Origin of the sequence: Peribacillus sp. NPDC097284 (assembly GCF_044761765.1) — a bacterium.
GTDB lineage: Bacteria > Bacillota > Bacilli > Bacillales > DSM-1321 > Peribacillus.
Window position 1 is genome coordinate 68,845 of the sequence record NZ_JBIWCZ010000002.1, and the last position, 23,107, is coordinate 91,951.

The 23,107-nt window shown below is 41.3% G+C and carries 22 protein-coding genes; 20 read left to right on the top strand and 2 right to left on the bottom strand.

Annotation, left to right across the window (positions count from 1 at the left end; translation table 11 throughout):
• The first annotated feature begins 109 nt into the window (after nt 1–109).
• Nucleotides 110–418: an iron-sulfur cluster assembly accessory protein gene (locus ACIQXU_RS06075; protein WP_402867864.1), complete on the top strand. Its 309-nt coding sequence runs from the start codon at nt 110–112 to the stop codon at nt 416–418.
• Between the two features lie 19 nt (nt 419–437).
• Nucleotides 438–1,559, top strand: a complete 1,122-nt coding sequence (locus tag ACIQXU_RS06080) for an NADH-dependent flavin oxidoreductase (RefSeq protein WP_402987532.1) — start codon at nt 438–440, stop codon at nt 1,557–1,559.
• A gap of 58 nt (nt 1,560–1,617) precedes the next feature.
• On the opposite strand, the gene ACIQXU_RS06085 is transcribed toward ACIQXU_RS06080, so the two are convergent.
• A complete protein-coding gene (locus ACIQXU_RS06085) occupies nt 1,618–2,397 on the bottom strand; it encodes a CPBP family intramembrane glutamic endopeptidase (protein WP_402987535.1) in 780 nt (259 codons plus the stop codon).
• A gap of 591 nt (nt 2,398–2,988) precedes the next feature.
• Between ACIQXU_RS06085 and ACIQXU_RS06090 the strand changes: the two genes are divergently transcribed.
• The 16 genes from ACIQXU_RS06090 (at nt 2,989) to ACIQXU_RS06165 (ending at nt 19,947) form a co-directional block, all read left to right on the top strand.
• A complete protein-coding gene (locus ACIQXU_RS06090) occupies nt 2,989–4,638 on the top strand; it encodes a SulP family inorganic anion transporter (RefSeq protein WP_402955938.1) in 1,650 nt (549 codons plus the stop codon).
• Between the two features lie 81 nt (nt 4,639–4,719).
• Nucleotides 4,720–5,133 (top strand): MerR family transcriptional regulator, encoded by a 414-nt coding sequence (locus ACIQXU_RS06095; protein ID WP_402987537.1) that lies wholly within the window; start codon nt 4,720–4,722, stop codon nt 5,131–5,133.
• Between the two features lie 159 nt (nt 5,134–5,292).
• Entirely contained in the window at nt 5,293–6,807 is a 1,515-nt protein-coding gene (locus tag ACIQXU_RS06100) for a carboxylesterase/lipase family protein (protein WP_402987540.1), read from the top strand.
• Nucleotides 6,808–6,844: 37 nt separating this feature from the next.
• Nucleotides 6,845–8,131: a kynureninase gene (gene kynU, locus ACIQXU_RS06105; RefSeq protein ID WP_402987542.1), complete on the top strand. Its 1,287-nt coding sequence runs from the start codon at nt 6,845–6,847 to the stop codon at nt 8,129–8,131.
• Nucleotides 8,132–8,145: 14 nt separating this feature from the next.
• Nucleotides 8,146–9,495 carry an amino acid permease gene (locus ACIQXU_RS06110; protein WP_402987545.1) on the top strand — a complete coding sequence of 450 codons (1,350 nt, stop codon included), beginning with the start codon at nt 8,146–8,148 and terminating at the stop codon, nt 9,493–9,495.
• Nucleotides 9,496–9,511: 16 nt separating this feature from the next.
• Nucleotides 9,512–10,357, top strand: a complete 846-nt coding sequence (kynA, locus tag ACIQXU_RS06115; protein ID WP_402867872.1) for a tryptophan 2,3-dioxygenase — start codon at nt 9,512–9,514, stop codon at nt 10,355–10,357.
• 23 nt (nt 10,358–10,380) lie between these two features.
• Nucleotides 10,381–11,007: an arylformamidase gene (gene kynB / locus ACIQXU_RS06120; protein WP_402955948.1), complete on the top strand. Its 627-nt coding sequence runs from the start codon at nt 10,381–10,383 to the stop codon at nt 11,005–11,007.
• Nucleotides 11,008–11,023: 16 nt separating this feature from the next.
• The gene (nadD, locus tag ACIQXU_RS06125; RefSeq protein ID WP_402867874.1) at nt 11,024–11,677 is read left to right on the top strand and encodes a nicotinate (nicotinamide) nucleotide adenylyltransferase; all 654 of its coding nucleotides are present in this window, start codon (nt 11,024–11,026) and stop codon (nt 11,675–11,677) included.
• A gap of 353 nt (nt 11,678–12,030) precedes the next feature.
• A complete protein-coding gene (locus ACIQXU_RS06130) occupies nt 12,031–13,065 on the top strand; it encodes a sulfate ABC transporter substrate-binding protein (RefSeq protein ID WP_402955950.1) in 1,035 nt (344 codons plus the stop codon).
• Between the two features lie 74 nt (nt 13,066–13,139).
• Nucleotides 13,140–13,979 carry a sulfate ABC transporter permease subunit CysT gene (gene cysT, locus ACIQXU_RS06135; protein ID WP_402987548.1) on the top strand — a complete coding sequence of 280 codons (840 nt, stop codon included), beginning with the start codon at nt 13,140–13,142 and terminating at the stop codon, nt 13,977–13,979.
• A 57-nt stretch (nt 13,980–14,036) separates the two neighbouring features.
• A complete protein-coding gene (cysW, locus tag ACIQXU_RS06140) occupies nt 14,037–14,876 on the top strand; it encodes a sulfate ABC transporter permease subunit CysW (protein WP_402988006.1) in 840 nt (279 codons plus the stop codon).
• An 11-nt stretch (nt 14,877–14,887) separates the two neighbouring features.
• Complete coding sequence (locus ACIQXU_RS06145) at nt 14,888–15,952, top strand: sulfate/molybdate ABC transporter ATP-binding protein (RefSeq protein ID WP_402867877.1); 1,065 nt, start codon at nt 14,888–14,890, stop codon at nt 15,950–15,952.
• Between the two features lie 521 nt (nt 15,953–16,473).
• A complete protein-coding gene (locus ACIQXU_RS06150; protein ID WP_402988009.1) occupies nt 16,474–17,847 on the top strand; it encodes a C40 family peptidase in 1,374 nt (457 codons plus the stop codon).
• A 210-nt stretch (nt 17,848–18,057) separates the two neighbouring features.
• The gene (locus tag ACIQXU_RS06155) at nt 18,058–18,516 is read left to right on the top strand and encodes a hypothetical protein (RefSeq protein WP_402956042.1); all 459 of its coding nucleotides are present in this window, start codon (nt 18,058–18,060) and stop codon (nt 18,514–18,516) included.
• Nucleotides 18,504–18,803, top strand: coding sequence for a YxcD family protein (locus ACIQXU_RS06160; protein WP_402867878.1), 300 nt, complete (start codon nt 18,504–18,506; stop codon nt 18,801–18,803). Before ACIQXU_RS06155 ends, ACIQXU_RS06160 begins: the two co-directional genes overlap by 13 nt.
• 166 nt (nt 18,804–18,969) lie before the next feature.
• Nucleotides 18,970–19,947, top strand: coding sequence for an aldose 1-epimerase (locus tag ACIQXU_RS06165; protein ID WP_402987551.1), 978 nt, complete (start codon nt 18,970–18,972; stop codon nt 19,945–19,947).
• 42 nt (nt 19,948–19,989) lie between these two features.
• On the opposite strand, the gene ACIQXU_RS06170 is transcribed toward ACIQXU_RS06165, so the two are convergent.
• A complete protein-coding gene (locus tag ACIQXU_RS06170; protein ID WP_402987554.1) occupies nt 19,990–21,378 on the bottom strand; it encodes an amino acid permease in 1,389 nt (462 codons plus the stop codon).
• 467 nt (nt 21,379–21,845) lie between these two features.
• Between ACIQXU_RS06170 and ACIQXU_RS06175 the strand changes: the two genes are divergently transcribed.
• Both ACIQXU_RS06175 and ACIQXU_RS06180 read left to right on the top strand, forming a co-directional pair.
• Nucleotides 21,846–22,013 carry a DUF2292 domain-containing protein gene (locus tag ACIQXU_RS06175; RefSeq protein ID WP_402867881.1) on the top strand — a complete coding sequence of 56 codons (168 nt, stop codon included), beginning with the start codon at nt 21,846–21,848 and terminating at the stop codon, nt 22,011–22,013.
• Nucleotides 22,014–22,202: 189 nt separating this feature from the next.
• Nucleotides 22,203–22,991, top strand: a complete 789-nt coding sequence (locus ACIQXU_RS06180; RefSeq protein ID WP_402987557.1) for a serine hydrolase — start codon at nt 22,203–22,205, stop codon at nt 22,989–22,991.
• Nucleotides 22,992–23,107 lie beyond the last annotated feature (116 nt).

The following is a 23,107-nucleotide window of genomic DNA, read 5'->3' on the forward strand; positions in this document are numbered from 1 at the left end:
CATTTTATTAGACATGATTCGGCAAAAAGCGTATAAATGGATGTTACAGAATGCCTATTTTTGGGTAGATTTTTAGTACATAGAAATTTCAGATGTTGGAGGAATTAATATGAAATGCAAGATTAATCGAAATGCAGCAAAGGTATTACAAAAGATGTTGAGTAGCGAAGAAGCGGAAGGGAAAATGATTCGGGTGTATATCACGCATATGCACGGCGATCATGCCCACTATGAGATGAAGCTTGATGTTCCGACGGAGCATGATGAAATTGTCAAGACGGATAAGGATATCGATATACTGCTGGATTCACGTGAAGAATTCTTGGACGGAGTATGGATTAAATATTTTTATGTGCCAGAAGAAGGTTTCGAAATAACCAATCCTTCGAAAGAGCCTCACGGCCATCACCATCATTAAAAATTAGGGGGAATTAGGCATGACAGAATTATACGAAAAGCTTTTTCAACCATATAAATTCTCTTCTGGGGTCGAAGTGAAAAACCGTATCATGTTGGCACCGATGACGCATTATTCTTCAGATGACCAAGGATACGTGACGGAAGAGGAATTAGCTTATTATGCAGAGCGTTCGGCAGGAGTGGGTACGGTAATCACAGCGTGTGCCTATGTAATTGCAGGTGGAAAAGGATTCCCTGGCCAATTCAGTGCTGATGATGATGCATTTATTCCATCACTCCGAAAAGTGGCAGAAACCATTCAAGGCAAAGGGGCCAAAGCCATTTTGCAAATTTATCATGGAGGTCGCCAAAGTCCGCCCGATTTATTACCGGATAATCAACCGGTTTCTGCAAGCAGCGTTGCATCAAGCGAGGGTGCACCTGTTCCTCGTGAAATGACGGAAGATGAAATTCAAGAAGTGATTAAAGCGTTTGGAGAGGCAACGAGAAGAGCCATCAAAGCAGGATTTGATGGTGTCGAGATTCACGGGGCGAATACATATTTACTTCAGCAGTTCTTCTCTCCTCATTCCAATCGTCGCACAGATAAATGGGGGGGAACGCTTGGAAAACGTATGATATTCCCACTTTCCATTGTTAATGAAGTAGAAAAGACTGTGGAAGAGCATGCGAAAAATCCGTTTGTCATCGGCTACCGCATTTCTCCGGAAGAGGGTAGCGAGCCTGGCATCACTTTGGATGATACGCTTCAATTCGTAGACCGGCTTGCGAATCAAAACCTGGACTACATCCATGTATCGGTAGGTCATTTCTGGAACGGCTCATTCCGTGAGAGTGATAGAACGGAATCGAGAATCGTTAAAATATATGAAAAAGTGGGCAATCGAATTCCAGTAATCGGAGTAGGGGCCCTTCATACACCTGAAGAAGTGGCAGAGGCCATGGAAACGGGCGTTCCTTTTATTGCACTTGGCAGGGAGCTGCTTATGGAACCGTACTGGATTGAAAAAATCAAGGCCGGTAAAGAAAAGGAAATACGCACGACACTTTCGAAGAAGGATCAAGATGAATTGGTCATTCCAGATCCCCTTTGGGAAAAATTAATCAATGTAAAAGGCTGGCTTCCAGTCGTGGATTGAGTATGAATAATAAATGATCCCGTCCTTTGTTAAGGACGGGTATTTTTTTGGATGAAATTTATCTATCGATTGTAACCGATGAATGAGAATGAGAGCTTCTCTTCTTTTTTCTAAACATAAGCAAACCAATGATATAAATGATGAGAAAAGCTATTAAAATAATATCCGTCATTCGTATCGTGGCAACATCTGATACAATTCGACCGGTATATTGCAAAAGGTTATGGAGGAAGTGAAAGATGATCGGAATGATGATCGATTGAGTTTGAATGACGAGTAAAGCTAAGACGAGACCTATTAGTAATGCATAGAACACTTGTATGAAAATAGAAAAGGATGGATTTTGAAATGCCTGGGCAAAGTGCCCAATCCCGAAGAATAAGCTTGAAATGATGATGGCCTTGATCTCTCCCTTTGGTAGGAGGATCTTCAGCATCAAGCCACGAAATACGGATTCCTCAACAAAGGCATTTGTCATAATCCCCAAACTTAATAAGACTAGATAAGAAAAGGATTGAATGGACACTCCTTCGTTGAAGATGACAAGAAGGATTAAAAAGAAGAGCAAGGGCGTATATAAAACCCATTCCCGGACGGATAGCTTCCGGATTGAATGAAAATAAAAGGTGCCCCATCGATTCTTTATAGTAAAATAAAAAATCAAGAGGAGTGCTAGCGGAATGAAGCCCATAAAAGGCGCAATGGGGTTACTCATCTTTGTTATTTCAGTGATGGCAGCCCCTATTGAAACGAAAAGCAAAGTGATGATTTCAAGTCCGATAAGAGTTAAATAAGGTCGTTTGAACGTCATTTCATTTTTCATTATATAAGTCATCATCTCCCCTGGTTTGTGTTAAATATTCGTTGCTCGATTGGATTAATCCTGCTACCTTTCAGGCTGAAAATTAACATACAAGGCGCAGAAAGAAATCAGCTTATTTCTTTTGCGCCTCTTTTATTCGCATCTCTACCATCGTTACTCAATACGAAGACGACAAGCCCTTTCATTTGTCCAATTTTTGTTTCAGGTATATGGACTCGCATTCTATGTTCCTAAAACTCATTAATAGGTCGGGCACCTAATTTACTAGTGTAGAGGGATGGTCCTATTTTGTAATCAAAACGTAATGGATTGTAAAGAATTGTTTACAATGTAAGTAATGTACAGTTTTACGTTTTACTATATAATATGGGAACATGGTTCGAAACCATGAATAAACCCGACAAAGGAGATTACATATGAGAGTTACTTCTTACAATCTATCAAATCCTCAAAGGTTTACCGTGAAAAGAAAACTCCCCTTACACTTTTTCTTTTTCTAAGATGTAAGGCGACTACGTCGCTACCCCAAAATATGTACACCTACTTTTTTCAATAACCGTTTTCAATAGAGTGGACTAAAAAAATGAAGGATGTGAGGGTGAATTTATGATGAAGGATAGTAGATTCCAAGGATACAACATGAAAGGATTTCAAAAAGACCTGACGGCAGGCCTGGTAGTGGGAGTGGTAGCCATTCCCCTTGGACTAGCTTTTTCCATTGCATCCGGAGTGGAACCCATATATGGCTTGTATACGACGATCATTGCAGGAATTCTCATTTCGCTTTTGGGTGGGTCTAAGTACCAAATTGGTGGGCCGACTGGAGCCTTTGTTCCATTACTATTTGGAATCGTCATGCAATACGGTTACGAAAGTCTTCTCATTGCCGGGTTTTTAGCCGGGATTATGTTGGTGGTGATGGGACTGCTTAAATTAGGGAATATGATGAAATTCATTCCCCGCCCCGTTATCATTGGTTTTACGACAGGCATTGCGATCATTATCTTTTCCGGCCAAATTGCTAACTTCTTAGGCATGAAGGTGGAAAAGCATGAAACGTTTTTAGCTAATATGAAAGAATTGGTGGTTAAAGCAGATACGATAAATGTCTATAGCATAGGTGTGGCGCTAATATGCTTTATTGTGATCCTGTTAGCACCGAAAGTACTTCCACGAGTACCAGGACCTCTTCTTGGATTACTTGTTTCCACAGTGGTAGCCTTCTATTTCTTCCCTAGTAAGGTGGCTACGATTGGATCTACATATGGAGCGATTCCAAGAGGTTTCCCTGAATTTAAAGTGCCAGAGCTTTCGGTGGAAATCATTATCAACCTTCTCCCAGTGGCGATTACAATCGCATTATTAGGAGGAATTGAATCATTGTTATCGGCAACCGTGGCAGATAACATGGGTGGATCAAAACACGATAGCAATAAGGAATTAGTCGGTCAAGGCATAGCCAACATCGCTACACCATTCTTTGGCGGAATCCCGGCTACAGGTGCTATTGCCAGAACGGCCACGAATATTAAGACTGGGGCCGTTTCACCAATGTCAGGGATTATCCATGGAATCGTGGTCTTGATGGTCCTGCTCGTCTTATCTCCTTATGCCACACATATTCCTTTAGCCAGCATGGCGCCAATCCTCATGTTTGTCGCTTGGAACATGAGTGAACGGAAGGAATTTGCCCATGTCTTAAAAACAAGGTCGGCTGATTCTGTTGTACTGTTTGTGACATTTCTTGTCACTGTTTTAACGGATTTAATCATGGGTGTCGGTATCGGTTTATTGATTGCCTTCATCACCTTTATCATTAAGATGAGCCACTCATTAAAAATCAGGGAAAGAAGTCACGAAGTTTATCCGGAAATTATTCCAACGACTGCAAGCTCGGATTCAAGAATCGATGTTTACAATTTGGAAGGTCCCTTATTCTTTGGATCCATTGATGTACTGGAATCTAATATTTTGGAAAATTTAGATAATAAGACGGGCGTTTTAGTATTGAGCATGCGAAGGGTATCCTATATGGATACGTCAGCCGAGGCCGCTCTGCTGGCCATTGTCAATCGAATAAGGAAATATAAAGGGAAATTAGTCATCTCCGGAATTCAGCAACAACCTAAGGAGTTGCTAATAAGTACCGGGTTATATCATAAAATAGAAAAACAGCATTTCTTTAAATCCAAGGAAGAAGCTTTATATTTTGCCAAGCAATATGTAAATGTCAAATCAGATCAAGTAGTCTTATAGATGTAACCCTAAAGTCATCCTTTCGGCTTTTTATGGTATAGTTACCGTAATGAGAGATTATAAAAGAAGGTGACTGTCTGGATGGATTTATATCGGATTGGCCAGCTTGCTGAACTAGCTAATGTATCAAGGAGAACCATAGACTATTATACACAATTGGGATTGCTCACCTATGAGAAGACTGGATCGAGGTATCGATATTATACGAAGGATGCGCTCAATCGACTTAGTATGATCGATCGATATAAAGAGCAAAACATGCCGTTGACCGAAATCAAGGAGCGGCTGCAGATCTGGTCCGACAAACCTGTGGATTCGGGAGAGGTACTAGCAAAAGTCGATAAGATTTCTTTAAACCTGAAAGAACTGGAGCGGGAAGTTCTTGAATTAAAGCCACTCTTGGAACAGCTGGATGAACAGCAACTGAAGTTTGCTGTTCATCAGCTCTCCCTAAGAGGCGGATCTTTGATTAGTATCATGAACGCGCTTACATGAACAAAAGTTTTTCCTCATTCAAAAAAGACCACTTTGGTCTTTTTTTTATTTTTTCCGTAGCTTGTAAGAGTAATAAAAACTTTTTTTCGGCAAAGGGGAAGGAGATAGGGGAATGGGAAAAGAAGAACTATAATATATAGATTCAGAAAGGGTGAGTGGATGATTGGTTCAATTGTAACGACGGCAAAAGGGCATCTTCAAGGAACCGTAGAAAATGGTGTAGGCGTTTGGAAAGGCGTCAGGTATGCGAGAGCTCCAATCGACGAATTGCGTTTTCGCTCCCCGGAGCCTGTTGAAAGATGGAACGGTGTCCTGGATGCAGTCAATTTCGGCGCTGTGCCACCACAACCGTTGGAAAGGGCAGCCAGGATGGGGATGACAGGCAGTGAAGAAATGGATGAGGATTGTTTATTCCTGAATATCTGGTCTCCTAATGCTGATGATCGGAAGCGCCCGGTCATGGTTTGGATTCCAGGTGGAGCATATATTACGGGATCGGGTTCGATTGATATGTACAACGGTCATGTGTTAGCCAAAACAGGAGATGTAGTGGTTGTAAGCATCAATTATCGGTTAGGTGCTTTAGGATATTTGGATTTTACGGAGTGGAATCATGAGGAGGAACTCTTTGATTCCAACCTAGGTTTACGTGACCAAGTCGCTGCGTTGAAATGGATAAAAGAGAATATTGTAGCATTTGGAGGAGACCCGGAGAATGTTACGGTATTTGGTGAATCAGCTGGTGGCAATGCCGTTACGACTTTACTCACAGTACCTTCTGCAAGAGGGCTTTTTAAACAGGCCATTGCCCAAAGTCCTGCTCCTACTTCAGTTTACGGAAAAGGTTTTGCACGACAGTTCAGTAAGAAATTTCTCGATATTCTCGGGATTGAAGAGAATGAAGTCGATGTGTTAAAAACACTTCCCGTCCAGAAAATCGTTACAGCTTCATATGAATTATTACAGCAAAACTCTCAAGATCTCCCTGGTTCGCTTTCTTTTGGTCCAGTCGTTGATGGTGACTTTTTACCTGACTATCCATTGGAAGCCATTCGTTCAGGAGCCACTGCTGGCATTCCCCTTCTTATTGGTACAAATAAAGATGAAGCGACTTTATTTGACCAAATGGATCCCCCGTTAATTCCGACAACCGAAGAAATGATTCATAAGATGTTCGAAAATACAGATCCTGAAGCGGAGGAGCGAATCACCAACGCTTACCTAACCTTCCCTAATAAAGAGGCTACCCTAGGCTTGGGGCGTGATGCGACTTTTCATATGCCTTCGGTTTGGTATGCAGAGGCATACAGCCGTCAGGAGAAAACATGGATGTACCGCTTCGATTACCAAACCCCCTCTTTAAAGTTTAGCAAACTAGGGGCGACGCATGGGATGGAGATTTTATATGTTTTCCAGACTTTCGATTCTATAGTTGGAAAACGGATTACTGCCTTTGGCGCTAAGCGTGCTGCCTTGAAATTATCTCGACGGATGCAAGGTCACTGGATTAACTTTGCGAAATATGGGAATCCCAATCCGCCGGAAGGAGAAGTCTGGCCGAAGTATGACGAAACGAATCATTATACGATGATTTTTGATAAAAGGGATTATATAGAAAAGGATCCCAATAGGGTTCACCGGTTGGTTTGGGAGGGTGTAAGAATATATAAATGAAAGAAAACCAGCATGGAAGAAACGGAGGAAAATAAACATGGATACATATCATTTTCAGCCAATGAAAGAGTTTGCAGGAAAATTGGACCAACGTGATCCCTTAGCCATTTATCGGAAGGAATTTTACTTGACTCCCGGGACCATCTATATGGACGGAAATTCATTGGGACTATTATCGAAGAGGGCGGAAAAAAGTCTTTTGAATTCATTGGAAGACTGGAAGAGATATGGAATCGAGGGATGGACGGAAGGTGATAACCCTTGGTTTTATTTCTCTGAGAGATTGGGAGAGTTGAGTGCCCCTTTGGTGGGGGCGTCAGGTGATGAAGTAATTATGAGTGGCTCGACGACAGGGAACCTTCATCAGCTGGTGGCAACTTTCTTTGAACCGAAGGAAGGACGGAACAAGATATTGGCCGATGAGCTGACGTTTCCGAGTGATATTTATGCGCTTCAAAGCCAGCTTTTGCTACACGGGCTTGATCCGGAAACACATTTAGTGCAGGTGAAAAGCCGTGATGGTAAACTTCTTATGGAAGACGATATCATTGCCGCGATGTCAGAGGAAGTAGCCTTGGTCGTGTTGCCAACGGTTTTGTACCGCAGCGGACAGATTCTGGATATGAAACGATTAACAAAGGAAGCGCACACTAGAGGAATCATCATTGGGTTTGATGGGTGTCATTCAGTGGGTGCTGTTCCACACCAATTTGACGAGTGGGAGGTCGACTTTGCATTTTGGTGTAATTATAAACATTTGAATGGAGGACCGGGAAGTGTTGCAGGCTTATATGTCAATCGAAAACATTTCGATAAAAGGCCAGGGTTGACTGGATGGTTCGGGTCAAAAAAGGATGAACAGTTCGACATGAAACACTCATTCTCCAAGTCTGATTCAGCAGGGGCCTTTCAGATCGGAACGCCACATATATTAAGTATGGCTCCACTAGTCGGTTCGCTTGAAATGTTTGCCGAAGTGGGTATCGAACAGATTCGTACAAAATCTTTGCTTTTGACACAATATTTTATGGACTTGATTGACTCTGAACTTATGGAGTATGGGTTTTCATTCGGGAACCCTCGAGATGATTTTCGAAGGGGGGCTCATATTATCCTTGAGCACCCAGAAGCAGCACGGATATGTAAAGCGTTGAAGAATGAGGGCGTCATTCCGGATTACCGCGAACCGGATATGATCCGGCTTGCACCTGTCTCCCTCTATACCTCCTATCAGGAAGTATGGGAAACGGTCCAGGCACTAAAAAAAATCATGCAAGGGAAGTTATATGAGAGTTATGAAAATATACGGGGAATCATTGCCTAGTTTGGAAAATAAACATGGAAAATAATAAATTGAAAAGAGAGTTATCAACCAATCAAATCACGATGATCGCAATGGGATGTGCGATTGGGACCGGCTTGTTTTTAGGGAGCGGTCTAGCGATATCGATAGCCGGTCCAAGCGTATTGATTAGCTATGCTGTCGGTGCGTTCGTTGTTTTGTTATTAATGGGATGCTTGGCGGAAATAACGGTCGCTTATCCAACTTCCGGATCCTTTGGGACGATTGCCGAGAAGTACATCAGTCCACTTGCAGGCTTTCTTGTCCGATATTCCTACTGGATAGCCAATGTCCTTGCCATTGGGGTCGAAGTCAGTGCAATCGCTGTTTATATGAAATACTGGTTTCCTGATGTACCAGGGAGTGTGTGGATTTTTCTTTTTGCCGCCTTACTCATCTATGTAAATGCAACCAGTGTCAATACTTTCGGGAATTTTGAATATGTATTTTCCTTGATTAAAGTCAGCGCCATCGTCATTTTCATCTTACTGGGAGCTTATGTTTTGATTGGTGCCGAACCAGCCTCGGGAATGGGGATGGAGAACTATGTGAATGCAGGGGGGTTCATGCCTTTTGGTTTTTGGGGATTATGGGTGGCTGTTTTCATTTCTCTCTTCAGCTTTTTAGGGACAGAAATGATTGCAGTGACTGCAGGCGAAGCCAAAGATCCGGATATCGCTGTACCACGAGCCTTGAAGGCAACCGTTTTCAGGCTGTCGACTTTTTACGTACTTACAATCGGCATCATGTTGATGATCGTTCCATGGCAGAAAGCGGGCGTTGAAGTGAGCCCATTCGTGAAGGTCATGGAAATATTAAATATCCCGGGAGCCTCCGGAATCATGAATTTTATCATTTTGACGGCAGCTTTATCAGCAATGAATAGTCAGCTGTATGCTTCCACAAGAATGATCTTTTCACTATCCGAACAAAGGCAGGCACCGCCTTTCTTTAAGAAAGTGAGTCGAAAAGGAGTACCGGTCCGCGCCTTGCTCATCTCCACATTGGGTATTTTTCTGGCTGCGGGGATAAAGGTCATTCTTCCCGATACATCTTATGCATTCATGATGGGGATATCGATGTTCGGGGCCATTTTCACTTGGTTCATGGTGTTCATCTCCCATCTGTTTTTCAGGCGAAACTGGGAAAGAACAGGGGGGCGGAAATTACCTGTCAAAATGTACGGTTATCCTTATTTAACGATACTTGGAGCGGTTTTTCTATTGGCCTTAACGGTAACAACCTGGTTTACCGAACCCTTTAAAATCGTTTTGCAGTTCGGTATTCCTTGGTTGATCTTTCTATGGCTCACATACATGTTGATGATGAGAGTAAAAAGAAGATAAAGGGAGTGACGCATGCATGGATAAGGAATCAATCGAAGAAAGTCGCTTGGAAGAAGGAATGGTAACGAATTTTGAAAAAGAGATGTCCTACGGTGACTATCTGAATTTGGACCAAGTATTATCGAGTCAGAGGTTGCTTTCCGGTCATCATGACGAAATGCTATTTATCGTTATCCATCAAACCAGCGAGTTATGGATGAAATTGATTCTTCATGAATTGACTGCGGCTACGGAGCATATCACGGAAGGAAGATTGGAACCTTCCTTCAAGATGCTATCACGGATTTCGAGAATTCAACAGCAGCTCGTTCAGTCATGGAATGTGCTCTCGACCTTGACCCCATCCGACTATATGGAGTTCCGGGATAAACTCGGAAACTCATCGGGCTTCCAATCCTTTCAAAACCGAATGATTGAAAGTGCAATGGGACAAAAAAACAAGCCAATCTTGGCCGTGTTTCGTCATCAGCCTGACCTTTATGAATCCCTGGTGTCCGAGTTGAATAAGCCCAGTATTTACGATGCGGCAATTGGAGCCTTGGCCGCGAGGGGGTTTTCTATTGAAGAATCGATGTTGAACAGAGATTGGTCAGAACCTTATGTGGAAAACGAGAGTGTCGAGAAAGCCTGGCTCGCGGTGTACAGGGATGTACATCAATATTGGGATCTATATGAATTGGCTGAAAAACTGGTGGATATCGGCAGTCAACAGCAGTTCTGGAGATTCAATCATATGAGCACGGTGGAGCGGATTATAGGACAGAGAATGGGAACTGGAGGTTCTACTGGCGTGAACTATTTAAAGAAGGTAGTGAATCAGCCATTTTTCCCCGAACTCTGGACACTTCGGACAAAATTGTGAACGGAATGATTGGAGAGGTAACGATGCATAAATGGAAAGATATTTCTCAGCCGCTTAATGAAAATACGCCATATTGGCCAGGAGATACACCATATTCCTATCGCTTGAATGCTGAGATAGCCAGGGGATCTTCCGTAAATGTTGGCGAAATTCGCATGAGCACACATTTAGGTACACATATTGACGCACCTTTTCATTTTGATGAAGAAGGAAAGAAAATCCTGGAGCTGGACTTGGATTTATATATCGGGGAAGCACTTGTCGTCCAGGTCGATGTCGATAGAAGTATTGGGATAGAAGCTTTAGTTGACATCGAATTGAATGGGATCGAGAGATTATTGCTGGCAACGGGGAAGTGGAAGGACCTCAGCCAATTCCCTGATGCAATTCCGGCAATCGAACCGGACTTAGCCTCCTTCTTAGCTGAAAAAGGGGTGAAATTGCTCGGATTGGATTTGCCTTCCGTCGATTATCTAGACAGTAAAGAATTACCTGCTCACCATGCCCTGGCAAGTTGCGGGATTCACATTCTTGAAGGCCTTGTTCTTCAAGGCGTAGAACCGGGTCTGTATGATTTGGCCGCACTGCCACTCGCTTTGGAGAAGGGGGATGGCAGTCCGGTCAGAGCGGTGTTGAAACGAAAGGATTAGGTGAGGAGAGATAAGGATGAGCAAAATCGGTATTTATGGATCTTCCTTCGATCCTATTACGAATGTACACTTATGGACGGCATCGACCATTGCGCATCGAGCCAAGCTTGATAAAGTCATTTTTTTACCATGTGCCAATAATCGGATTGATAAACAGATGAAAACAAGCAATGAGCACCGCTGGAATATGCTAAGTCTCGCCATCAAGGAAAATCCGTTATTTGAAGTGAGTGATTATGAAATATATGAACGAGCAGGAATCAGCAAACAGTATACATGGTATACGATGGAGTACTTTAAAGCGCAGTATCCGAAGGATGAGGTATATTTCATCATGGGGGCCGATTTGCTTCAAGATATGGATAATCAGGAATTACCGGTGCATCTTCGCTGGAAATTCAGAGAAAAATTGATTGCGAATCATAAATTCATTATCATGGCCCGAGAAGGAATAGATATGCTCAAGGTCATCTCCAAAAGCCCTTTACTGAGAAATTATGATAATGGCAATACATTTCACCTAATTGATAAAGGTCTTTCCATGGAAATCAGTTCAACATATATAAGAGACGAGTTCAGCATGGGCGGAGAGCCAAGATATTTACTGCCAGATGTTTGTTATCAGTATATTGTAGATCATGGACTCTATAAAACAACTCAAAATGTTTAAGGAAGGGGCCCAATCACTTAGGTGATGTGGGCTCTTTCCTTTTTTATTTAACTCGTGTGATTTAGATTGAAAATGAAATTTAATCAGAATATTATAAAAAGTTGAAGCGGTGCTAAACGTAATAGTATAGGGCTTTTGGAAGGGAGCATTCTTAACGGGAATGCTTAAAACGGTCTGGAAGACAAAAAACACAGTTGACAACTTGGGATACTTTGCTTTAAGGTAGGGATACGTAAAAAAGAAAACAGAATATTTGCTGATCAGAAAACTGAAGGCATACTATTTCCTAACTTTAAATGAGGAAGTAGTATGCCTATTTTGTTTAAAGAAAGTTAAAAACAGGGGGAAAGATTATGAAAAGGTTATTGGCGTTTTCAAGTTTGGTTTTAGCATTTGGGGTGCTAGCTGGTTGTAGTTCCGAAAAGACTGAAGGAAAAGAAGGAAAGCCTAAATCCGTAGAATTACTGAACGTGTCCTATGACCCGACCCGTGAGTTGTACCAAGAATATAATAAAGCATTCGCGAAACATTGGAAGGAAGAATCAGGTCAAGATGTTACGATTCAGCAATCGCACGGAGGCTCTGGTAAGCAAGGAAGAGCGGTCATTGACGGATTGGAAGCGGATGTCGTGACGCTTGCATTGGCTTATGACATCGATGCCATCAATGAAGCCAGTAACCTTTTGGAAAAAGATTGGCAAACGCGCCTGCCGGAAAATTCAACACCTTACACGTCGACCATTGTATTCCTAGTAAAAAAGGATAACCCGAAAGGCATCAAAGATTGGGATGACTTAATCAAAAAGGATGTTTCCGTCATTACTCCAAACCCAAAAACAAGCGGGGGGGCAAGGTGGAATTATTTGGCCGCATGGGCATTTGCCGAGAAGAAGTTCAATGATGATGAAGCGAAAGTAAAAGAGTTCATGAAAAAACTTTATCAAAATGTGGAAGTGTTGGACTCCGGTGCTAGGGGTGCCACGACTACATTTGTGGAAAGAGAAATCGGTGACGTACTAATTGCTTGGGAAAACGAAGCGTATTTAACGCTTGAGGAATTCGGCGATGATAAATATGAAATCGTCAATCCTTCCATAAGTATTTTAGCCGAACCTCCAGTGGCGGTAGTCGACAAAGTGGTTGAGAAAAAGGGAACGAAGGAAGTGGCGGAAGCATATCTAGAGTATTTGTATACGGATGAGGGGCAAGAAATTGCGGCTAAGAACTTCTATCGACCAAGGGATGAAAAGGTTCTGGCAAACCATAAAGAACAGTTTGCCGACATTGACATGGTAACGGTTGATGAGAAGTTCGGCGGCTGGAATGAAGCCCAGAAGACCCACTTCAATGATGGTGGTACATTCGACGAAATATATCAACCAAAATAAGTGTTAGAGGGGAAGAGGGATGTTTGATTCTTCTTCTCCTTCACTAATTAAGTAGAAAGAGCTGGGGAGATACCATGAATATTGTGACTGAAGTCAAGCGTAAGAGAAAAAGGACGATACCTGGTTTTGGGTTGGCGATGGGATTGACATTACTGTATTTATCCATCATCGTCTTGATTCCCCTATCCATGGTTTTTTTAAATACATTTTCAATGGGAATGAAGGATTTTTGGGAGACCATCACTGAACCAAGAGTTGTTGCTTCCTATAGATTAAGTTTTCTGACGGCTTTAACTGCGGCATTTGTGAACGCAGTTTTTGGCGTTTTAATTGCCTGGGTTCTGACACGTTATGAGTTTCCAGGGAAACGGATCATCGATGGCCTGGTCGACTTGCCTTTTGCCCTTCCAACGGCAGTTGCCGGCATTACGTTAACCACTTTATACTCACCGAACGGGTGGATTGGACAGTTTTTTGGATTTAAGATTGCCTTTACCCCTATCGGGATTATCATTGCCCTCATTTTTATTGGTCTTCCCTTCGTTGTACGAATGGTTCAACCCGTGCTTGAAAATATAGAAAAGGGGATGGAAGAAGCATCTGCTTCACTAGGGGCAAACCGAATGCAGACATTTATTAAAATTATTTTTCCAGAATTGATTCCCGCAATCTTGACGGGGTTTGCCCTATCATTTGCGAGGGCACTTGGCGAATACGGATCCGTCGTGTTCATTGCTGGCAATATGCCTTTTAAGACAGAAATTTCCCCTCTTATCATCATGACGAAGCTTGAACAGTATGATTACCAAGGGGCAACTGCCGTGGCGACGGTTATGCTTGTCATTACATTTCTGATTTTGCTCACCATTAATATCTTGCAATGGTGGACTAGTAGAAGATATTCCGCACAATAGGAGGGGACCTTGTTGGCCAATCATCATCCTGTGGCTACAGAGCCAAATAAACCAGTCATCTTAACAAGAAACGCTACGAAGGAGCCAAAACTTATCCAATGGACCCTTATTTCCATTGTATTGCTATTCTTGACGCTTTTTTTGGTCGTTCCGTTGATTGCTATCTTTGTAAAAGCCTTTGAAAAGGGAGCAGAAGCGTATGTTGCGGCGATTGCTCACCCAGATTCTTTGGCTGCCATTAAATTAACTTTGATCGTTGTCCTGATCACATTACCTTTGAATGCCATATTCGGGGTAGTGGCGGCATGGACGATTACAAAATATGAATTTAAAGGGAAGAACTTTTTAGTTACGTTGATCGATCTTCCATTTTCCGTGTCACCGGTCATTGCCGGTTTGATATTCGTCCTATTATTTGGTCTGAATGGAGCGCTTGGTCCATTTTTGCAGTCGTACGATATAAAAGTGATATTTTCCATACCGGGCATTGTCATTGCTTCCCTATTCATTACCTTCCCTTTTATAGCACGGGAATTGATTCCACTTATGCAAAGCCAGGGAACCTCTGAAGAAGAAGCCTCCCTTACCCTTGGTGCTGGCGGGTTCAAGACTTTTTGGTATGTAACGTTGCCCAATATTAAATGGGGCTTATTATACGGAATCATTTTGTGCAATGCGAGGACGATTGGGGAATTTGGAGCCGTATCGGTTGTATCAGGCCATATACGCGGCATGACGAACACGATGCCACTTCATATTGAAATCCTATACAATGAATATCAATTTTCAGCGGCATTCGCCGTGGCATCGTTAATGTCCATTTTTGCAATTATAACGTTGGTTTTAAAGAGTCTAATAGAATGGAAAACGGACCTGAAATCTACAAAAGCTAGGTAGGGGGATGTACAATGAGCATCATCATCGAAAACGTTACAAAATATTATGGGTCGTTTCAGGCCCTACAAGATATCAATCTAGAAATAAAAAGTGGGGAGCTTGTTGCGTTACTGGGTCCCTCGGGTTCGGGGAAAACTTCGTTGCTCCGCATCATAGCTGGTCTTGAACAGTCAGAAAACGGACATATATTATTTAATGAAGAGGATTACACAAACAAGCACGTGAAGGATAGGAACGTCGGTTTTGTCTTCCAGCATTATGCCCTTTTCCGAAACATGACCATTTTTGATAATGTTGCATACGGTTTAAAGGTACGGCCCAGAAAAACAAGACCTAGCAAAAAAGCAATTGAAGAAAAAGTTACGGAACTGCTCCAACTGGTTAAACTGGAAGGATATAAAGATCGCTATCCCTCTCAATTATCCGGGGGCCAGCGTCAGCGCGTGGCTTTAGCCAGGGCACTGGCCGTAGAGCCAAATATTTTGTTGCTCGATGAACCATTTGGGGCACTGGACGCCAAAGTCCGTAAAGAACTTAGGCGTTGGTTAAGAAAGCTGCATGACGAGTTCAATGTCACGAGTGTCTTTGTAACACATGATCAGGAAGAAGCGATGGATGTCGCCGATCGGGTCGTCATCATGAATGAGGGGAAAATCGAACAGATTGGAACACCAGATGAAGTATACGAACATCCAAAGAATCCATTTGTTTATGACTTTCTCGGCAGTGTTAACCTATTCAAGGGAAAGGTCCATCAAGGAAAGCTTGCAACCGGGAATGTGGAAATTCACGTACCGGATAGTGAGGACGGAGATAGCACAGGATATGTAAGATCTCATAACTTCATTATCGAAAAAGGACCATCCAATGTCGATTCTATTGAATCCGTCATCGATCATATTCATGCAATCGGACCGATTGTCCGTATTGAAGTGATTCGTCAGGACATTCAGGAACCGCTCGAAATCGAACTTACAAAAGACCAATTTAATCAGCTTTCTTTAAAAAAGGGAGATATTGTGTTTGTTCGTCCAAAAGAGTTGAAAGTTTTTGTTGACTATATGGCCGGAATCTGAAAAATGTAAGGGAATCATACTAATAAGAACTCCCTAATGAAAGCGAAAAAATGTAAAAAATATGGTCCGGAACCGAATCAAGGTTTCGGACCATATTCTTTTTAAAAAGTAATAAGTGCCTTTTTTTGACAACACCAAACCTATTGACTATCATAAGTTGTGGTTCTTCTATACTAATAATTGGATAGATTATCATGTGGGAGTTTGTCGTTTTACTAGAGGGAACTTGTCAAATATTGGTCTATATATCTCGTCTGAATGTCGAAAAAATATGTTTAATGTTAAAAATGAAATATAAATGTAATATTGCTATTACGTATTTGACAAAAAGCGGTGATATACTACGTATTAGGTAATGAGCTCAAAGAAATTCTGTATTTTATGTAATATGAAATCAATCCTAGAAAAGTACATAATGCTTTTAAAAATAGAGAAGAGATTCCTGTGGTTCAATTTGATTGCTATTTTCTTAGATAGAAAGAAGTGGGTCAATTGAATTGCTAGGGAAGAAAGTAGGGGAAATGAGTTTGAAGAAAAAGTTAATCGTATTAAATACCACTATTATGCTCGGTTTAGGAAGCATTTTTGCCGCACCGATGGTCAATGCGGAATCTGTTTCAGATATTCAATCAGAACGTGCCGGAATTCAATCCGATATTTCAGATGCTGAAAAAGTCATTCAGGACTTACAGAAAGAGCAAGCGAAAATGGATTCCCGGATTAAAGAAATCGTTAATGCAATGGAAGAAAACGATAAAAAAATCAAGAAAACCAATATAGAAGTAACTGAAACGGAAAAAGATATTGATTCATTGAAAAAAGAAATTACTGCTTTAGAGGAAAGAATTGCAAAACGCGAAGAAATCCTAAAGGAGCGTGCCCTTTCTTTCCAAGAGAGCGGCGGTGACGTTAATTACCTTGAAGTAGTTTTAGGATCTACTAGTTTCCGTGATCTTGTTGACCGTGTAGGAGCAGTTGCGGCTATCGTTGAAGCAGATCAGGAGATTCTTACTCAGCAAGAAGCGGATAAAGCTGAGCTAGAAGCAAAACATGAAGAAGTAGAGAAGAAATTACAAAGCCTTAAAGAGATGCAAGTTGACCTAAAAGGTATGAAATCTCAAATTAAGGAACAAAAAGCAGCTAGTGTAAAAATGAAATCTAAACTTGAAAAGAAACAGTCTGAAACAGAAGCTCTTAAAAAGGCCCTACAAAATGAAGATGCAGATTTAGCGGGCAAATTAGCAACGATTCGTGAAAACATTAAAAAAGAAGAAGAACGTAAAGCGGCTGAAAAGGCCGAACTAAACCGTGTGGCGGAAGAAGTTCAGAAATCTTCTACTAACCATGTAGATGATCATGTAGATAGCAATGTAGCGCCTTCTACTAGTTCTTCTAAAAATGAATCATCATCAACTGAATCTTCATCAAGTACGTCAAAAAGTTCACCAAAAAGTAATGTTTCAACAACTCCAAAGAGTGAAAGCAAGACTATAGCAGCACCAAGCACAGCTAACGTAGGTTCTGCAATCACAGCAGGTTATAAATACATCGGTAATTCAACATATGTTTTCGGTGGCGGAAGAACGGCATCCGATATTGCAAACGGCCGATTCGATTGTTCAGCATTTGTTGCATGGGCTTACAAACAAGCAGGTGTTAATCTACCACCAAGCACTGGTGCCTTGACAGGTGCAGGAAAGCAAGTTTCAAAAAGCCAGATGCAACCGGGAGATTTAGTATTCTTCAACACGTATAAAACTGATGGACACGTTGGTATTTACGTTGGAGGAGGCAAGTTCATTGGCTCTCAAAGTTCAACAGGAGTGGCTGTTGCTAACATGAGCAGCGGATATTGGGCAAGTAAATTCAATGGCCGTGTAGTTCGGGTGAAATAATAGTGTCTTAATGGGCAGGGTGATGATCACCCTGCCCATTTTTTATAAAAAATACGGATAAAAACAAAAAAAGTGAAACTTATTTTGATTAATATCGTAAATACTATTAAGATGAAATAAGGATAGGTGATGTGGATTTAACTTGTAAACTTACTGACATTTAATGAAACAACATTCCTACTACTAAAAAATGGAGGCAAAAAACACATGATGAAAAAAATTATGGCTGCTTTACTAACTATCACATTAGCTTTCTCGCCAGTTGGTGCGTATGTATTCCAGGACCATTCACAATCCGCTGATGCAAGGGGTTATAAATCCGGGAAAAGAAGCTTCAACAATAATAACTCGAATAACAATACGAATAACAACTCGAATTTCCAAAATAAACAAACGAATAAATCCGATGCAAATACAAACAAAGCGAAAACCGATACAAAAAGCGGCAACTCATTTACTAAGGGCGGCTTAATGAAAGGAATCATGCTTGGAGGGCTTGCAGGTTTACTTTTTGGTAGCCTATTTGCCAATATGGGAGCTCTCGGTTCCATCCTTGGACTATTAGTCAACGTTATTGCGATCGTTGCCATCGTGGTCATTATCCGCAAGATTTTCGTTTACTTCCAAGATAAGAAGAAAAAAGAGGATCCAAACCCATGGAGAGGCTAAGAATTTCCGAACAAGATATCATTAATGCAGTATGTGTATACATTGCTCGTAAAAAGCAGGTCGAGCCCAATGAAGTGGAAGTTGAATTGATGTATGATGATGATTATGGCTTCTCAGCTGAAACGTTCGTTGATGGCAGGAAGCAAGTATTGATCACGATCAACTTGATTGAAGCGCTTCGATTATGGCTGGATGAATACTTAAATATCGACCCATATTCAGGCATCGAGCTTGTATTGGATGACGAAGAAGGCATAGTCGCCTTAATAAGCGAAAGCAATAACTGAGCAAAAAAAGGATGTTCCTAGGGGAGCATCCTTTTTTTTCTATTTTAGAGGCCAAGTTATATTGGAAAGAATCAGATTATGGAAAAGTGGTGAGAGCCAGTTGTCAAAAGGGTACTAGACTAGTAGGATGAGTGTAAGTATATGGAATCTAAGAGGAGGAAAGAAGATGGAATCCTATATAAAAGACCAGATGTTTTTAAATGAAGAGGCTATAATCTTTGGCAATGATATCATTGAAGCAATGATCGTTCCAGCTTTGGGAAGTAATCTACTATCGCTAAAATCCAAGAAAAAAGATGTAGATATATTGAGGACTCCAAAGTCGTTGGATGACTACAAAAAAGTGCCGATCCTATACGGCATGCCAATCCTGTTCCCACCTAACCGCATAGAAGATGGGACCTTTACATATAAGGAAACAACCTATACATTTCCGGTAAATGAATGGGAGAAACATAATCACATTCATGGTTTTTTGCATGATAAGCCTTGGAAGGTCCTAAAAAGAGAGGCAGGCAAGGAGGGAGTCGTAATCGTTACGGAATTTTTGAGCAGTGATTTTCCTTCCATGTATCCGCATTTTCCTCATGAGTTCAAAGTGAACATGACGTATATAGTAAAGGAAGAGAGACTGGATATCCAAATGAACATTCACAATATCGGTCGCGAGTCATTTCCGTGGGGTGCAGGGTATCATACGATCTTCAATTTTCCGTTTATATCAAGAAATGACTATTCGGATTGCGAGATTTCCTTGCCCGTAAATAAACAGTGGGAGCTGAATGGAAGGTCATTGCCGACTGGAAAATACATCACGTTGCCAAATAAGGATGAAATTCAAAGGAGGATAATAGGAGAGGGACGGGAATATGATGACATTTTTAGCTATGATGAGGAAAAAAAACGAACAAATGAAGCTATTTTAACCGATCCGAAAGCTGGTATACAAGTGCGTTATCAAGCGGATCACCATTTTAAATATTGGGTAGTGTTCAATGAGGACGGGTTCTTGTGTCCCGAGCCTTACACATGGATCACGAATGCCCCCAATCTGAAATTACCAGTGGAAGTAACGGGTTTGCAGGATTTGCAACCAGGAGAATCCATACATCTGGATACAAAAATAATTCTGGATGAAATATAGAAAACGCCCTGGCATATTAATTAATGCCAGGGCGTTTTCCTGTTAAGCTCTCTTCCGCATCCAAAGCGGGTATAGAACAAAGCCTAGAACATATAAATAGATACCTAACATGAACGTTTCCATGTCGGCTGTGCCTGTCTTGATGACCCATATGGAGTATATCAATGCCAGGAAGGTGATGATGCCGTCTTGAGTCCTGGATCCCTTCATGATATCGTACGTTTCTCCAGTCAAAACTAACTTTAATTGATACAAAGTTGATACGAGATAAGGGACCAAATAAGCAAGAGTTGCAACGATCATGGAAAATTTGTATGCGACTAAGATGGTTCCTGAAATAGTGGAAAACAAGAACAGCTGCGTCATTAAATTCGTTATCGTCATGGAGCGTACCGGCGTTCCATTTTTATTTGCCTTTGCAAAGTAAGCTGGGAATATATCCGATTTCGCTGCTTGATAAGGAACTTCCGATGCAACGACGACCCACCCTATCGTTGAACCTAATAAGCAAATGACAGCTAGTGCTCCCATAAGATATGTGCCGCTGGAACCGGCCACAGTCTGTAAAGCATCGACTAGTGGTTTCTGAGATGCCCTCAATTCCTCTTGCGATAAAGCACCCATCGTCAAGATGGTAATCCCTATATAAATGGCAACAGCGATAAGCAAGCCAATGATCGTCGCCTTTTTGACATCATTCTGTGATTTCGCACGGTTTGAAAGCATAACGGCTGCCTCGATGCCGATGAATGCCCATAAGGTAGAAATCGCTGCATTGTTAATTTGGGAACCTAAGGAAAATGATGTACCCTCTTCGTTATAAAATTTAGCGCCGTCTCCCAGGTTAGAAGAATCAAAGATGAAAATAGTAACGATGATGAAAAATAAGAAGCCAATCACTTTTGTGACTGTTGCGACAAGGTTAAGTTTACCAGCACCATTAAAACTTCTGACTAAAATGAAGTGTATGCCCCAAAGTGCCAAGCTACAAACACCAAATGTTAGTGCCTTACCAAGTTCAAGGTCAAATGATCCTGCTGTATAGAGCACTTTCGTACTGTGCATGACTGGGAAAAACGTCGATAAATAACCTGCGAATGATATGATGACGGAGGCCGTTGCCGCCCAGTTAGCCGCCCAATAACCCCAGGCCATGCTATATCCAGCAAATCTGCCTTTTACAGGTGATTTAAATAATGATTGTGCATAACTTTGTGGTCCGGCTTTCAAATCTGGTTTTCTCACAGCCAAGTTACCGAAAACGAGTGCTATTAAAAATACTCCCAAGCCTGTGACAACCCACGCCATCGTGGCTCCCAACGGACTTGATACTTGCGCCAATTGGGCGGGAAGCATGAAGATACCGCCGCCCACCATATTGCCAACTACAAATGTGGTTAGGATCAGCAATCCCCATTTATTATTTTTCATATTTATAATCGAACCTTTCTATAGGACAATGATTGTAATGTTCAACGAAAAACTTATTTTAAAATAGTATATCGTAAATAGTTTAGTTTGGTAAAGTGCTAAATAGGCAGAATAAAATATACGAATTAGTCGGAATATTATAAAACGTCATTGACAAATAATGAAAGACGGATTATAGTAATAATACCAAGTTTATAGGTAAGGATAATAAAGTATAGTTTAGCGTGTATTAAGCCATCGTCTTTTCCTTAGTATGTTCGATTACCAGCCATAATGACAAGCAACTCTCATAATGCCGATTAGTCAACTAAAGGCACCTTTCCATCTAATAATAGATAAAAGGTGCCTTTATCTTTTGGAAAAGAAGAGAAGGATGGAATGATTTGACCGCTAGTACAGAAAGCGTTAGAGGTAGATCGTTCCTTTATCATGGGTTTTCTTCATAAACATTATTCAAGGGGGCCACTATGGAAAAAAAAGAGGAGTTAAAAATCAAACATATCATTTCCAGTTTGGAAGAACTGCAATATGGGTCAGTTATCATAACCGTGCATGATGGGGAAATCACCCAGGTTGACACCACCGAAAAGAAGCGGTTTCCAATAGTGAAAGGAAGACCGATGAAAGCAAGATAAGATTATAATGTACCTGAAAAGGAGCTTTCTCATCGAATGCTCTTTTTTGTTTGGGAATTTTAATGCCTTTTTACGTTCTATCTTGAAAATAAATCAATAAAGCATATATAGAAGATAGTGATGCTTTTACATGGTAGAATTAGTAAGGTGTTACATAATTAATGAATCGTTAGAAGGGAAGGGTTAACCATGTCTTTACAAACCATTGAACACAAGATTTTGGATGCAGTGGGATCATTTGATGGACGCATTGCTTATAAAATTGAAAATAGTGATGGGGAATCCATCGCATATCATGAGGATGAATCTTTCCAATCAGCTAGTTTGATTAAAATTCCGATGATTATTGAAGGATATCGTCAGAGCGAAGAAAAGAAGATTTATTTGAATCAGCCGGTGACGATCCCGCCTGAAGAAGTGACGGGTGGATCAGGGGTTCTGCATGTTCTATCGAATAAAGTTTTTTTAACGGTTGAAGATCTTTTGTCATTGATGATTACAGTGTCCGATAACACGTCCACCAATATGATGATGACCTTGCTTGGCCAAGATGAAATTAATCAGTGTATAAAGGATCTTGGACTTAAACAGACTATTCTTCAACGGAAAATGCAGGATTTTAAAGCATTGAAAGAAGGCCGGGATAATACCATCTCCGCAGCGGATACCATTACCTGTCTAAAGGCGATATATACTGGAGACTTTTTAAAGAAAGAGAACCAGGAAAAAATATTGCGTATAATGGATAATCAACAGTTAAGGGATAAGCTTCCGTCACAAATGGGGAAGGGTGTGAAAGTGGCAAGTAAAACGGGGGGGATTCGTGGTGTCGCCCATGATTGTGGGATCATCCGTTCAGACAAACAAACCGTCTACGCCGCAGTCCTGACTGAGGACATGAAAACCGAGGAAGAAAGCCGTCAAGTCATTAGTCTAATAGGAAAGTGGATTTACGAAGACATGATGGGGGAAGATTAAAACTTCTATTACACTTTTAATTTCATCTTTTTGTCAGATTAATAATTTCATTGATTGCTCCACTTTTGTAATGCAGTTTGGAACAAAAAGGGAAAATGGTAAGCGAAAAAGAAACG

What these genes read in the sequence shown, in the direction of transcription:
- ACIQXU_RS06075 (WP_402867864.1), top strand. Translation starts at nt 110, where the DNA reads ATGAAATGCAAGATTAATCGAAATGCAGCAAAGGTATTACAAAAGATG.
- ACIQXU_RS06080 (WP_402987532.1), top strand. Translation starts at nt 438, where the DNA reads ATGACAGAATTATACGAAAAGCTTTTTCAACCATATAAATTCTCTTCT.
- ACIQXU_RS06085 (WP_402987535.1), bottom strand. Translation starts at nt 2,397, where the DNA reads ATGATGACTTATATAATGAAAAATGAAATGACGTTCAAACGACCTTAT.
- ACIQXU_RS06090 (WP_402955938.1), top strand. Translation starts at nt 2,989, where the DNA reads ATGATGAAGGATAGTAGATTCCAAGGATACAACATGAAAGGATTTCAA.
- ACIQXU_RS06095 (WP_402987537.1), top strand. Translation starts at nt 4,720, where the DNA reads ATGGATTTATATCGGATTGGCCAGCTTGCTGAACTAGCTAATGTATCA.
- ACIQXU_RS06100 (WP_402987540.1), top strand. Translation starts at nt 5,293, where the DNA reads ATGATTGGTTCAATTGTAACGACGGCAAAAGGGCATCTTCAAGGAACC.
- kynU (WP_402987542.1), top strand. Translation starts at nt 6,845, where the DNA reads ATGGATACATATCATTTTCAGCCAATGAAAGAGTTTGCAGGAAAATTG.
- ACIQXU_RS06110 (WP_402987545.1), top strand. Translation starts at nt 8,146, where the DNA reads ATGGAAAATAATAAATTGAAAAGAGAGTTATCAACCAATCAAATCACG.
- kynA (WP_402867872.1), top strand. Translation starts at nt 9,512, where the DNA reads ATGGATAAGGAATCAATCGAAGAAAGTCGCTTGGAAGAAGGAATGGTA.
- kynB (WP_402955948.1), top strand. Translation starts at nt 10,381, where the DNA reads ATGCATAAATGGAAAGATATTTCTCAGCCGCTTAATGAAAATACGCCA.
- nadD (WP_402867874.1), top strand. Translation starts at nt 11,024, where the DNA reads ATGAGCAAAATCGGTATTTATGGATCTTCCTTCGATCCTATTACGAAT.
- ACIQXU_RS06130 (WP_402955950.1), top strand. Translation starts at nt 12,031, where the DNA reads ATGAAAAGGTTATTGGCGTTTTCAAGTTTGGTTTTAGCATTTGGGGTG.
- cysT (WP_402987548.1), top strand. Translation starts at nt 13,140, where the DNA reads ATGAATATTGTGACTGAAGTCAAGCGTAAGAGAAAAAGGACGATACCT.
- ACIQXU_RS06145 (WP_402867877.1), top strand. Translation starts at nt 14,888, where the DNA reads ATGAGCATCATCATCGAAAACGTTACAAAATATTATGGGTCGTTTCAG.
- ACIQXU_RS06150 (WP_402988009.1), top strand. Translation starts at nt 16,474, where the DNA reads ATGAGTTTGAAGAAAAAGTTAATCGTATTAAATACCACTATTATGCTC.
- ACIQXU_RS06155 (WP_402956042.1), top strand. Translation starts at nt 18,058, where the DNA reads ATGAAAAAAATTATGGCTGCTTTACTAACTATCACATTAGCTTTCTCG.
- ACIQXU_RS06160 (WP_402867878.1), top strand. Translation starts at nt 18,504, where the DNA reads ATGGAGAGGCTAAGAATTTCCGAACAAGATATCATTAATGCAGTATGT.
- ACIQXU_RS06165 (WP_402987551.1), top strand. Translation starts at nt 18,970, where the DNA reads ATGGAATCCTATATAAAAGACCAGATGTTTTTAAATGAAGAGGCTATA.
- ACIQXU_RS06170 (WP_402987554.1), bottom strand. Translation starts at nt 21,378, where the DNA reads ATGAAAAATAATAAATGGGGATTGCTGATCCTAACCACATTTGTAGTT.
- ACIQXU_RS06175 (WP_402867881.1), top strand. Translation starts at nt 21,846, where the DNA reads ATGGAAAAAAAAGAGGAGTTAAAAATCAAACATATCATTTCCAGTTTG.
- ACIQXU_RS06180 (WP_402987557.1), top strand. Translation starts at nt 22,203, where the DNA reads ATGTCTTTACAAACCATTGAACACAAGATTTTGGATGCAGTGGGATCA.